Annotated in this window: 10 protein-coding genes; all 10 read right to left on the minus strand. The window is 48.6% G+C overall.

The window, feature by feature from the left end:
* Positions 1–98: 98 nt before the first annotated feature.
* A complete protein-coding gene (hslU, locus tag ACZ5PW_RS08350) occupies positions 99–1,466 on the minus strand; it encodes an ATP-dependent protease ATPase subunit HslU (protein WP_464559796.1) in 1,368 nt (455 codons plus the stop codon).
* Between the two features lie 18 nt (positions 1,467–1,484).
* Positions 1,485–2,033, minus strand: a complete 549-nt coding sequence (gene hslV, locus ACZ5PW_RS08355) for an ATP-dependent protease subunit HslV (RefSeq protein WP_464559798.1) — start codon at positions 2,031–2,033, stop codon at positions 1,485–1,487.
* Between the two features lie 255 nt (positions 2,034–2,288).
* On the minus strand, positions 2,289–4,103 hold the full coding sequence (locus tag ACZ5PW_RS08360) for a chloride channel protein (RefSeq protein ID WP_464559800.1): 1,815 nt from the start codon (positions 4,101–4,103) through the stop codon (positions 2,289–2,291).
* Positions 4,103–5,086 carry a bifunctional riboflavin kinase/FAD synthetase gene (locus ACZ5PW_RS08365; protein ID WP_464559803.1) on the minus strand — a complete coding sequence of 328 codons (984 nt, stop codon included), beginning with the start codon at positions 5,084–5,086 and terminating at the stop codon, positions 4,103–4,105. The genes ACZ5PW_RS08360 and ACZ5PW_RS08365 overlap by 1 nt, the downstream gene beginning before the upstream one ends.
* A gap of 326 nt (positions 5,087–5,412) precedes the next feature.
* On the minus strand, positions 5,413–6,816 hold the full coding sequence (locus tag ACZ5PW_RS08370; RefSeq protein WP_464559805.1) for an anion permease: 1,404 nt from the start codon (positions 6,814–6,816) through the stop codon (positions 5,413–5,415).
* Positions 6,817–7,042: 226 nt separating this feature from the next.
* Complete coding sequence (locus ACZ5PW_RS08375) at positions 7,043–8,494, minus strand: M48 family metalloprotease (RefSeq protein WP_464559807.1); 1,452 nt, start codon at positions 8,492–8,494, stop codon at positions 7,043–7,045.
* Between the two features lie 320 nt (positions 8,495–8,814).
* Positions 8,815–10,089, minus strand: coding sequence for a transcription termination factor Rho (gene rho, locus ACZ5PW_RS08380; RefSeq protein WP_464559809.1), 1,275 nt, complete (start codon positions 10,087–10,089; stop codon positions 8,815–8,817).
* 338 nt (positions 10,090–10,427) lie between these two features.
* Positions 10,428–10,943 carry a CarD family transcriptional regulator gene (locus ACZ5PW_RS08385; protein ID WP_464559811.1) on the minus strand — a complete coding sequence of 172 codons (516 nt, stop codon included), beginning with the start codon at positions 10,941–10,943 and terminating at the stop codon, positions 10,428–10,430.
* A 207-nt stretch (positions 10,944–11,150) separates the two neighbouring features.
* Positions 11,151–11,768 carry an aminoacyl-tRNA hydrolase gene (gene pth, locus ACZ5PW_RS08390; RefSeq protein WP_464559813.1) on the minus strand — a complete coding sequence of 206 codons (618 nt, stop codon included), beginning with the start codon at positions 11,766–11,768 and terminating at the stop codon, positions 11,151–11,153.
* Positions 11,769–11,872: 104 nt separating this feature from the next.
* Positions 11,873–12,469 carry a 50S ribosomal protein L25 gene (locus tag ACZ5PW_RS08395; RefSeq protein WP_464559816.1) on the minus strand — a complete coding sequence of 199 codons (597 nt, stop codon included), beginning with the start codon at positions 12,467–12,469 and terminating at the stop codon, positions 11,873–11,875.
* Between the last annotated feature and the right edge of the window lie 67 nt (positions 12,470–12,536).

The following is a 12,536-nucleotide window of genomic DNA, read 5'->3' on the forward strand; positions in this document are numbered from 1 at the left end:
CCACAATTTATGAAAATATAAAAAAAGCGGGGTATTACAGTGCAATACCCCGCTTGATAATGTATACTTTGATCCTATTCGGTCAATGGCCGATTTATTTACAGGATGTAACGGGACAGGTCGCGATCTTCCACAACGTCCTTCAGTTTTTCCTGCACGTATTCTCGGTCGATGACAATGCTTTCACCGGAGCGGTCCGGAGCTTCAAAGGAAAGGTCGGAAAGTATCTTCTCCATGATGGTGTAAAGACGTCTGGCCCCTATGTTTTCGGTTTCCTCGTTAATCTTCTGGGCATGGTAGGCCACTTCCTCCAGAGCTTCCTTGCTGAAATCGATAGTAAGCTGTTCGGTTTCCAGCAGGGCTTTATACTGAACAGTAAGTGCGTTCTGAGGTTCGGTCAGGATTCTGTAGAATTCATCTTTGCCAAGGGAGGAAAGTTCTACTCTCAAGGGAAAACGTCCCTGAAGTTCGGGAATGAGATCGGAGGGCTTGGCATAGTGGAAAGCACCTGCGGAGATAAACAGGATGTGGTCAGTCTTGACCATACCGTACTTTGTGTTGACCACGCACCCTTCAACAACAGGTAGAAGGTCACGCTGTACACCTTCACGGGAAACATCTGTTGAACCACCTTCCTGTTTCCCGGCAATCTTGTCGATTTCGTCAAGGAAGAGGATGCCGCTCTGTTCCACTCTTTCGCGGGCGAGTTCCGCCACGTTGTCCATGTCGATTAGTTTTTCGGATTCCTGCTGGATGAGAATTTCGTATGCTTCCCTGATGTTGACCTTGCGGGTCTTTTTCTTTCCGGGAAACATTTTACTCATCATGTCGGAAACCTGCATGCCCATATCTTCCATGCCGGGCATGGACATTATTTCAACTCCGCCTCCCTGCACAGTAACTTCAATCTCAACCTCACGGTCATTCAGTCTGCCTTCTCGCCACATCTTGCGGAATTTCTCCCGGGTGGATGAGGAATCCACAGCCGGCTTTTCTTCCTGCTGAGGTTCGGCGTTATTGAAAAATCCCATTCCCTGCTGCTGCGGTTTGGAGTTGGGAAGCAGAAGATCCAGAAGGGCGTCTTCAGCGTTTTTTTCCGCCTTGACTTTCACTTTCTCCGTTTCTTCCTTGCGCACAAGATTTATGCCGATTTCCATGAGGTCGCGGACCATGGATTCAACATCGCGCCCAACATAACCGACTTCGGTGAATTTGGTGGCTTCAACTTTAAAGAAAGGGCATCCGGATAGTTTGGCCAGACGGCGTGCTATCTCGGTTTTACCCACTCCCGTGGGGCCCATCATGATAATATTTTTTGGGGCGATTTCATCACGAAGCTCTGCGGGGAGTTGCTGTCTGCGCCAGCGGTTACGCATCGCGATTGCGACCATGCGCTTTGCGTCAGCCTGTCCAATGATGAATTTGTCCAGTTCCGAAACGATTTCTCTGGGAGTAAGATTGCTCATTATAAAACCTTTGCAAATTTATTTGTCTTGTTTCTCAAGAGTTTTGAGAACGTAGTTTCCGTTAGTGTACACGCATATTTCACTGGCAATTTCCATGGATTTCTCTGCGATCTCTTTGGCAGGCATGTCGGTATTGCGCAGCAGAGCCCGCGCGGCGGAAAGGGCATATGAGCCGCCGGAGCCGATGGCCGCCACCCCGTCATCCGGTTCGATAACATCGCCGTTACCGCTGATAATGAGGATGTGCTCGGCATCTGCAACCATGATCATGGCTTCCAGTTTGCGAAGAAATTTATCGGTTCGCCAGTCGGTAGCCATTTCAACAGCAGAACGGACAAGGTTGCCCGCATATGTCTGCAGTTTTTTTTCAAAGCGTTCGAAGAGAGTGAAGGCATCGGCGGTAGCACCGGCAAACCCGGCAATAACTTTGTCATTATAAAGTGTCCGCACCTTCACTGCGGAGTGTTTCATTACAACGGCCTGCCCCATGGTCACCTGACCGTCACCGATCATGGCAGTGCCGTTGTCGTCTTTGACTGCCAGAATGGTAGTACCTCTGAGTTCCATTTTCATCTCCTGATTCATCTATTTATCTTCTTTTTCAGTTCGAAGATTGAATTCAAATTATCTAGCTCAAGTTTTAACCCGGACGGGATATAGCCCGTCCCGACCGGATGAATTTCGAATTATCAGAACATAAGTCTTATGGGTGGGTTGGCAAGGGGGGATATAAAAAATCCCTCTTCTGACAACGGTCGGAAGAGGGATTTCAATCATTTTATGAAGCGGATTCAATCAGATCCAGAAAGAGCGAGGCAAAACCTACTCAGCAGCCTCGCGGAGCTCTTTGACGGCCTTGGCGTAAGCCCGGAAGACGTTTTCTCTGTTGATGATCCCGATAATCCTGTTGGGATCATCTTCGCTTACAACCGGAATCTGACCGTAGTCACTGTCCACAAATTTAAGCAGTGCAGTGTAAAGGTCATCATCTTCTTTAAGGGTAGCCGGCATAGTAGCCAGATCCTTGGCGAGTATAAGGTCGAAGAGGTCCGGATTGAAGAGGTGGTTCCTGACATTCTGAATGGTCAGAATACCGGTGATTACGCCTTCTTCATTCTTTACCGGAAAATACAGTTCGTTGGTGTTGGCGATGATATCCGTAAGGGCCTTGAGAGTAGTTCCTTCTTCAAGGGTGGTTACTCGGCCCGGCTTGTAGTGGGTATCCACGTGCAGCCCTTCGAGGATGTTGATGGTCTTGTCCTCGATATGCGCCGGGGAGTCGAACTTGCTCTCCACCTGATGCTCATAGAGAGAGAAGTTTCTGCCAAGCACGATACAAAGTGCCGAGGCCAGCATCAGCGGAGCCAGCAGGCCGTAACCCTGTGTCAGTTCGCAGACCATGATCAGCGGGCCGATGGGGGCCTTGGCTACTCCGGCAAAGAATGCGGCCATACCCACCAGAACGTATCCGCCGGGCTGGGTTACTATGTCCGGGTAGTATTTTCCTGCGATCTGTCCGACGATACCGCCGCTCATGCCGCCCACAAAAAGTGCGGGGGCAAACATGCCGCCGGACATGCCGGAACCGATGGTCGTTGATGTTGCAATCGTCTTACCGATTACGATTGCGACCATCATCATGAGGGGAAGTTCTCCGAGGATGGCCATTTCAAGCCAGCCGTAACCTCCGGTAAGGACCTGCGGAAAAAACATACCCATGGTTCCCATGAGCAGTCCGCCAAGTCCTGTTGCCCACATGAGGCCCACGCGGTCTTTGACCTTGTAGAATACAGAGTATTTGATAAAGCGGAAAGTGCGGATATACATCCATCCGGCAAGGGTGCAGACCAGCGCCAGTGCGGTGTAGAAGATCAGCTCTCTGGGGTCGTGAAATACGAATCTGGGGATACCGAAAATCGGTTCAGATCCATAAAATAGGGTAAATAGAGAGTAGGATACCACTGAAGAAATGACCGAAGGAAGGATCGCTTCGGATTCAAAGTCCTCACGGTAAATTACTTCAATAGCAGTCAATGCGCCGCCTAGAGGCGCGCGGAAGATTGCTCCCAGTCCGCCTGCTGCTCCCGAGAGCAGAAGTATGCGTCTTTCCTTGGTAGAGAGCTTAAGCTTTTGGGCCATCCATGAACCGATTCCTGCTCCCATCTGGGTGATGGGGCCTTCACGGCCTGCACTGCCGCCTGTGGCGATGGTCAGAACGGAAGTGGCTCCCTTGATGATGGGAACCAGTGGTTTCATGAGTCCGCCGCCCTGATGGAAGCACTTGATTGTTGCGTCAGTTCCGTCAGTTCCACCGGAAATTGTTTCCGGGATGTAGCGGTTTACCAGCCACCCGGTGAGCAGTCCCACGATGGTGGTGCAGATGGGGATTGTCCACTCACGCAACTGCCCTGGAATTCCGTGGAAAATTTCTTCACCTTCAGGTGCGGGCAGAGAAAGACCGGCCAGTTTGGTCAGGAAAATAAATTTTCCGAATTCAACAGCGGCAAAGAATAAAACAGCTACCACGCCGGAAATTATACCTACAAGTATGCCGAGCAACAGCCATCTGAAATGGCTTACATTACGGTAGGAACGGACCAGATCCGTCCAAGTCTGAAATTTTAAAAGGGGACTCATTAACAGGCTCCAGAACCGGATTCAGTCAGATGCAGCCCCGGCCGCACCTGGGATTCGGGATATGAAAGAATTTCCTTGGCAAGTCCTATATCGATGTTGATACGTTCCTTAAGTTCATCCAGTCCGTTGAATTTGCGTTCTGAGCGTATGCGCTGGATGAAGTGAACACGGATGCTCTTGCCGTAGATGTCTTGAGAAAAATCAAGAATGTGCGCTTCCACGGAAAGGGCGTCGTTGCCGAAAGTAGGGTTCTTGCCGATATTTGCCACTCCGGGCAGCACTTTGCCGTCTACCTCTACTCTTATGGCGTAGACCCCTTTTTTGGGGAAAAGTTCATCTTCAAGCTTGATATTGGCGGTGGGAAATCCGAGCAGGCGTCCACCACGGTTCATGCCGTGAACAACCTCGCCGCGAACCTGATAGAATCGGCCTAGCAGAGGGCGTACATCCCATACATTGCCTTCCTGAACCAGGTCACGGATTCTGGAGGAACTGACTACGGCATCGTTTATTATGACCGGGTCGAGTCGTTCAATTCCGTATCCGTATTTGGCGCCCAGTCCGGAAAGGACTTCAAAATTCCCGCTGCGTCCTTTTCCAAGGGCGTAGTCGTATCCTACGACCATTTCCTTCATGTTCAGAGGAGTAATCAGAAATTTCTTTATGAACTCTTCCGGGGAGAGGGCGGCGATTTCATGGGTGAAATTAAGTGCCAGAATTATATCAGGCTTGTGCTGGGCGATCAGTTCGAGCTTCTGGGAAGTAAGGGTTATAAATGGCGGGGTCTTACTGTTGACCAGCACTCTCAAGGGGTGGGGGTCGAATGTAACCACAACACTTTTAAGGCCGTTTGCCTTTGCTTTCTGGCAGGTGTTGCAGATCAGCTTCTGGTGTCCTTTGTGGACCCCGTCGAAATTTCCGATGGTTACGCAGGTGCCGGTTTCCTGCCGGGTAATCTCTTCGATGGATTTTGCGATTATCATTACTGAAGCTATGTCCACGATTCCAAGGCGCGATATTGGCTATACCTTGAAATATATGCTGTTGTTATAAAATAAAGAGCTGTTGGCCGGAGCTCTTGCCTTTTTCTGTATTAAAATCAGTTCAATGTAAGAAGGTTGCGCTGTCGCAGCCTTGAAGAACACGAAACCCTATCTTATGTCGCTTCAAACCACAAGAGTCGGAACAGGCATGATAGCGCTGGATTTTTCTCTTAAAATATCATCATCCGATGAGAACAAAAGTCGGCCCGTTTTGAGCCGACTTTTTTTGATGTCAATTAAGGGGCTTGAGAAATAGCGAAGCCTTTTTAAATTAACACAATGGTAGCAACTACCAGTGTCGCCAGATATATACTGCCGAAGATGGCTCCAAGTGTCCACCAGCGGGCCTGACTGATAAATCCAGAGCCGTACCAGATAGGGGAAGGCCCGGTTGCATACGGAGTGATTATGCCCATCAGGCCGAGGGAACCAGCCAGCATCAGCGCTATTTTAGGCAGTATTTCCGGGTTTACCTGCGGGGCCGCGATTGCGAGAAAGAGAGGGAGCAGTGCTGTGGTGTGGGCTGTGGTGGAAGCAAAGAAATAGTGCAGGATAAAGAAAAGCAGTACCAGAACGATACCGACAGTTTCTCCCGGCATGCCTGAAAGATATATTGAAACCATCTCACCAAGCCAGTCAAGGACTCCGGTTTTGCTCAGTCCGCTTGCCATGGCGACAAGGGTCGCGAACCATACGAGAATGTTCCATGCTCCTTTGTTAGTAATAACATCCTGCCAGGTTATAATACCGGTCAATACCATCAGAGTCAGCACGAAAATGGCCGCCATTGTTCCGTCCACCCCGAATTTCCGGCCGAATATCCACAAAAAAAGTGCCAGTCCGGCATAGCCGAGCATGAGGAGTTCATTTCTGGTGATCTTGCCCATTTGCTTGAGCTCTTCTGAAGCCCAGTTTGGAGCTTCTGGCGAATGCTTCTGGGTGGGCGGGTAGATTACATAAGCAAGCCAGGGAGTGAGCACAAAAAGGGGAAGCATTGCGGGAACCATTACAGAAGCCCATTCACCCCATGTGATAGTGTAACCGATACTTCCTTCAATCAGGTTGATTGCCAGCAGGTTGGGTGCCAGAGCAGTGAGGAACATTGAACTGGTAACACATGTTGCGGCAAGGGCTACCCAGGTCAGGTATGAACCTATTTTGCGCGGGTTTTCATCGGGAGTGGAACCGAAAATGGGTGGAATGTTGCTGACTACAGGGTAGATAGTTCCAGCACTGCGGGCTGTGTTAGAGGGCATGAACGGGGAAAGGATTCCATCTGCGATAGCCACGGCGTAGCCCAGTCCAAGAGTGTTCTTGCCGAGGTATTTGATAAGAAGCAGGCTTATCCGTTTGCCGAGTCCTGTTTTTTGGTAGCCCAGTGCAAACATGAAGGCCGAGAAGATAAGCCATATGACACTGTTGGAGAATCCTGAAAGAGCCCAGCTGCGACTGGCGGAGGCACTGGGGTCAACCAGTTTAAGCATTGCGACAACAGTAACACCGATCAGGCCGACCAGAGCGGCAGGAACTGGCTCGATAATCAGTCCGACTACTACACCTATAAAGATGCTCAGGAAATACCATGCCTCTTGTTTGAGTCCTTCTGGAGCGGGGATCAGGCACAGGAGTATTGTTACCATTACAGGCGAAAATTTTTTCAGCTTGTCCATTCTCCTTTCCCTTTAAGTTGAAGTTTACAGGAGGATTCAAATTGTCTGTCTGGCAGGGGATTGTGATCGCTCAAAATTGCAGGATTGTGAGCGCAACTGATCCTGAGCTGCCTGAAGTAAGACAAATATGGTTCTACTGATAATAACTTAGCTTAAAATGGGTAAGATGCAAACTTAATGATAATGAATGCCTGTGCCTTGCGTAAATTAATTAACGAATGCTGTTTTAATCAGTTCTCTTTTCTCCATTTTCCGGTGGGGTTATGGTCTCTTGAAGTTTCTTGAGTATCTCTTTCTGTTTCTGGGTGCGTACCAGTCCTTCTGCCTTCTTCAGGTGAAACATGGCCTGTTTGGAATTGTTGCCATACAGGGCGGCATAAGCAAGTTGAACATGAGCTTCAAAATATTTACCGGATTCTCCCAGCATCCTGCCAAGATGATAGTGAATCTCCTGATCCTTGGGGACCATTTCGGCCACACGGCGCATGGTCAGGATGGCCTGGTCATAATTTTTTCTTGCAGCGTCAACACGGGCGATGAAAAACAGGGTCATGGCATCACGCGGGTCGCGCATATATGCCTCTCGGAGTAACGGCGCTGCCTTTTCCATTTCGCCTATAGTGTAATAAAAACGGCCCTGTTCACGAAGGATGAGCGTGTCTCCGGGACACTCATTGCGCGCCTGCTCGAAAGCTTTTTCAGCTTCCTGATTTTTTTTCATGCGGGAAAGAATTATTCCATGCCCCAGATGGTCAAGGCAGGTCTGTTTCTTTTCTGGAATATTGTTGTAGTGTGCAAGGGCAACTGCAGGATCAGTCATTCGTGCCCTGATCAGGGTCTTGATTTTCTGGAACTGTGCATCATCATCACGGCGCTGGAAGTATTGCGGAGGCATGCGCTGGAACCTTTCCTTCAGATAGTCGATACGTACGTCAAGGCCCGGGTGGGTTGAGAGATAGGTGGGGATGTTGCTGTTGCTGACATACCACTGCCTCTGTTTCATTACCTTGAAACTGTTGATCATGCCTTCCGGGTTGTATCCCGCTGCAATTAGATAGTTCATGCCGAGATGGTCGGCTTCACGTTCATTTGCCTGAGTGTATGAGAGGTAGGCACTTTGTCCCGCTCCCATTGATCCCATCGCGATGGCGGAGCCGAGGTTCCCGGCATTTTTCCCACCGGACATACCGATTAGCATGCCCGCAAGTGTTCCGAGGGCACTGGCAATGTTAACCAGTTTCATCTGTTCGATTCGGCGGGCAACATGCCGTAGTGAAACGTGTGCAAGCTCGTGACCGATTACAGCAGCAAGTTCGGATTCGTGTTTAAGATTGAGAATGAGTCCGGTATAAATATAAATATAGCCGCCCGGGACCGCAAAAGCGTTCATGGCGTTGTTCCTGATTACCGCGGCAGTTATGGGAAAAGGCTGGGGAGGCATTTGTCTTGCCACGCGTGCCACCAGTTTCTGCACATACCCGGTTACCTGGGGATCAAGGATCACAGGCATTCTTTTATGAACCATTTCATCGAACTCTTTGCCCAGTTTGATTTCATCCGAGACTGTGAATTCTCCGAAAATTGATGAAGCGGTTGCCTGAGGTGTTATCCAGAAGGTAAGAAAGAACAGCATGGTAACTGTCGAAATATAGAGTAATATTCTGTTTCTGTAGGGCATATTTTAATCGTGTAAATTTACAGTTGAAGACATTCAGCAAGGAGTAGAGTGAATGAAAAATAGTTAAATTCTTGATTGAAAAGACAGTAATGCTCCTTACTATGTTGAACTCTAAGTTTTGGATGCTGCCTTGTAAAGGGCGGAGCCTGCAGACTGGAATAAAAAAGGCCTCATGATTAATCATGAGGCCTTGAGAATGCTGATAAAGCTCCATCTGCTTTGTAGCTGCAGAAAAAACTGAAACTCACGTATGTATAAATAACGATCGTTCAGCGCCTTTCCTGCTCATGGAACTCGCAGTTTTCAGATATTCAGAGAGTCTATTTACCCATCATATCAAAGAATTCATCGTTGTTTTTGGTTCCCTTCATCTTATCAAGCAGGAATTCCATGGAATCGATTGTGTTCATGGGAGCAAGAAGCTTGCGCAGAATCCAAACTTTGTTGAGAACATCCTGATCCAGAAGCAGTTCTTCCTTGCGGGTTCCGGAACGGTTGATGTCGATCGCGGGGAATACTCGTTTTTCAGCGAGTTTGCGGTCAAGATAAAGGTCCATGTTACCGGTGCCTTTGAATTCCTCGAAAATAACTTCGTCCATTCTGGAGCCGGTATCGATGAGTGCGGTGGCGATGATGGTCAGACTTCCGCCTTCCTCAATGTTTCGCGCTGCACCGAAGAAGCGCTTGGGGCGCTGCATTGCGTTTGCGTCCAGACCGCCGGAGAGAACTCTGCCGGAGGATGGGGTCACTGCGTTGTATGCTCTGCCCAGACGGGTAATGGAGTCCAGAAGGATGACAACATCACGTTTGCGCTCGACCAGTCTTTTAGCCTTTTCGAGCACCATTTCAGTAACCTGCACGTGACGCTGCGGAGGCTCGTCAAAAGTGGAGCTTACCACTTCAGCATTCACTGTGCGGGCCATATCCGTAACTTCTTCGGGACGCTCGTCAATGAGCAGTACTATGAGATCTACATCGGGATGGTTGGCGTTGATTGAGTTGGCGATGTTCTGGAGCATCATGGTCTTACCGGTACGGGGCGGGGCAACAAGCAGCGCACGCTGCCCGCGTCCGATAGGGGAAAGAATATCGATTACTCTTGAACTGAAATTTTTGTTGCCGTTTTCCATTTTGAAACGGCTGTCGGGATAGATAGGTGTAAGGTTGTCAAAGAGAACCAGATTTCTGGAATGTTCAGGGGATTCAAGCCCTATTTCATTCACCCTCAGCAGTGCGAAGTATCTTTCACCTTCTTTAGGGGGGCGTATCTGGCCGGAAATGATATCACCTTTTCTGAGTCCGAATCTTCTGATCTGTGAAGGTGATACGTAAATGTCGTCAGGACCGGGCATGTAGCTGTAAGTGGGGGAGCGCAGAAAGCCGAATCCGTCGGGAAGAACTTCCAGAACGCCTTCTCCGTATATCTGCCCGTTTTGAGAGGCGCAACCTTGAAGCAGTGCGAAAATCAACTCCTGCTTACGCATCCCGTTAGGGTTTTCCACTTTGAATTTAGCTGCCAGATCCATAAGATCTGCCATTTTCTTCTGTTTAAGTTCGGTCAGGTTCAGGTTTTGTATCTTTTTATCTTGGCCCATACTGTATAACCGGAGTTAAAAGTTTAAAAAGTATCAAATTTTTACTGCAAAAGTAATTCCATGCAATGCCGGACAAGGCAGTACGCGGATACTTGCTTCAGCGTAAAATTAAAGAAAATGTTATGTTGGATTTATTTCCTAAGCGAGGGGCAGTGTTTATGCTTGAATAATAAAAAAACAACTTGTTTATTTAGTCTCACATTGCCCTTTGGCAGTTGAATCACCGGGATTTGCATGCGTCACATTCTGGTAAATCGGGAAATGAGCATTCCTGCGGCTGCAACTATATGGGCATTAACTGAAAGAATCGTTTATGACAAGATGTTTGAGTCAGTTTTTCAGGATTCAGCTTCCTGCTTTTCAATTACATCGCTGAAGAGTTCGTTGATTTGTTCTTTGATTTCTTCCTGATCAAGATCAAGCGCAAAGGAAAGTTCCATAGAAACCAGACCCATAGCCTGTTCCAACAGTCTGCGTTCGCCGAAAGAGAGCTCTTTGTCGCGACCTATCAGAAAAAGTTCCTTAAGAACGTAGGCAACGTCCTGAAGATCACCGCTCTTGAGTTTTTCCGAGTATTCGCGGTAGCGTCTGTTCCAGTTCTGTCCGGTGTATCCGGTAAAGTCAGACCTGTCTTTAAGGCTTTCAAAAATTTTGAGTCCTGCCTCCTTGTCACAAACTGCTCTCAAACCAACGTTTGTAGCATTCATGACCGGAACCATGAGCGTTACATTATTGCTCAAGATGCGGACTATATAAAACTCGGCGGTAGCCCCGCCGATTTCCTGACTTTCAATACGTTCTACTTTGCCTACTCCCTGTGAAGGGTAGACAACCAACTGGTCTAGCTCAAACACTCATGGCTCCTTGGATTATCAAAAGAAATGCTTTTTAAGAATGGAAGTGCAGGTCCGGGTGACAGTCCGTTTAATGTTGGCGCATTGGTAAAACGGATGTTACGAGTGCTGTTGCAGTGGATTCCTTTTCCATTTCCTTTGAACCCCTGAATTTTAATTTGGGGAATTGTTGTGTTGAATAAGTGTAACCGAAATGTAAGAAATAGTCTATGGCTGCGTTTCGTTTACTTCTGGAACAAAGGAGTTCATAAACTGGGTTGCCGCTCCTTGCCCGCGCCTGAAATAAAGGTTCAGGCCTTTTATTGTGGCTGTTGACATCTGTGCTGCAATATCCAGTTCTTCAGGAGAGAATTCTTCCAGAACATAATCCTTTACCTGGGATGAAAATTCGGGGCGCCCGATTCCCACCCTTACTCTGAAAAAGTCCGGAGACCCCATTGTCTGCTGAATTGACTCAAGTCCACGGTGTCCGTTGTTCCCCCCGCCTTTTTTGAATTTCATTTTTCCCGCCGGCAGGTCCAGTTCATCATGAACGACAATAACACTGCCTACAGGAATAGTAAATTTACCGCAGATGGCTGCCACAGCCTTTCCGCTGAGATTCATATAAGTTAGAGGCTTGGTCACCAGGACTTTGGTTCCGGCGATGTTAACGGAATAAAGTTCGTAATCACCAGAAAGAGCTATTTCTTTGTAGCGCATGCTCTTGCGGGAGGAGGCCATTTCCGCCAAAGCATCAACTGCCATGAACCCGATATTGTGGCGGGTTCTGGCATATTGTGGACCGGGGTTGCCCAGTCCGGCTATGAGTGCCTTGTATTCCATCTCGGCTACCATCCGTGAAAAGCTTTTTATGAAAATTTTTTCGGCCCTGAAACAGGAAAGGCCCCGGAAAATCCGGGGCCTGAATACACTTATGTATTTTAAGGCTATTCTTCGCCTTCTTCGCCTTCTTCTCCCGCCTTGGAAGAACCGCGGCCTGCGGCACAGCGAACGAGAGCAAAGTTGCTGTCAGAGACAATGGAAGCACCTTCACCGAGTTCAATTTCGTTAACGAAGACAGTGTCGCCAACATTGAGGCCACTGATGTCAACAGAAATAACTGCAGGAAGAGTTTCAGCAGTACATGCAACAGTGAGTTTGTTGCGGTATACAGCCATGCGGCCACCGAGTTTTACACCGGGAGCGGTTCCAGTGGTTACAACAGGAACGTCAACCTTGATAGGTTTGCCTGCGGTAACGCCGAGGAAGTCGATGTGGTTGACACGGGGACGGACGGGATCGTTCTGAACTTTCCATACCAGAGTGTCATAGCTTTTGCCTTCCACTTCGAGGCTGAATACGCGGGTTGTTCCGGTAGAACGGAACGCCTTGACGAATTCAATTTCGTTCACGGCCAGAACTTTGTTGTCGCCTTCCTGAGTATAGAAAACAACAGGAACCATGCCCTGGTTGCGAAGTTTACGGTTGGCGGACTTGCCGGTTTCTGTGCGGACTTCCGCTTTGAGAACTACTTTCTCAGACATTGTTATCTCCTTATGTGTTAACCTGCTGCCGCTCAAAAAGACCGGCAGAGGGTGGGAATAGGCGTAT

The organism is Maridesulfovibrio salinus (assembly GCF_055394525.1).

Bases quoted from the DNA above. Each gene is read 5' to 3' on its own strand.
- ACZ5PW_RS08375 (WP_464559807.1), bottom strand. From the start codon at position 8,494: ATGCCCTACAGAAACAGAATATTACTCTATATTTCGACAGTTACCATG.
- ACZ5PW_RS08365 (WP_464559803.1), bottom strand. From the start codon at position 5,086: ATGATAATCGCAAAATCCATCGAAGAGATTACCCGGCAGGAAACCGGC.
- ACZ5PW_RS08360 (WP_464559800.1), bottom strand. From the start codon at position 4,103: ATGAGTCCCCTTTTAAAATTTCAGACTTGGACGGATCTGGTCCGTTCC.
- hslV (WP_464559798.1), bottom strand. From the start codon at position 2,033: ATGGAACTCAGAGGTACTACCATTCTGGCAGTCAAAGACGACAACGGC.
- ACZ5PW_RS08370 (WP_464559805.1), bottom strand. From the start codon at position 6,816: ATGGACAAGCTGAAAAAATTTTCGCCTGTAATGGTAACAATACTCCTG.
- ACZ5PW_RS08395 (WP_464559816.1), bottom strand. From the start codon at position 12,469: ATGTCTGAGAAAGTAGTTCTCAAAGCGGAAGTCCGCACAGAAACCGGC.
- pth (WP_464559813.1), bottom strand. From the start codon at position 11,768: ATGGAATACAAGGCACTCATAGCCGGACTGGGCAACCCCGGTCCACAA.
- rho (WP_464559809.1), bottom strand. From the start codon at position 10,089: ATGGGCCAAGATAAAAAGATACAAAACCTGAACCTGACCGAACTTAAA.
- hslU (WP_464559796.1), bottom strand. From the start codon at position 1,466: ATGAGCAATCTTACTCCCAGAGAAATCGTTTCGGAACTGGACAAATTC.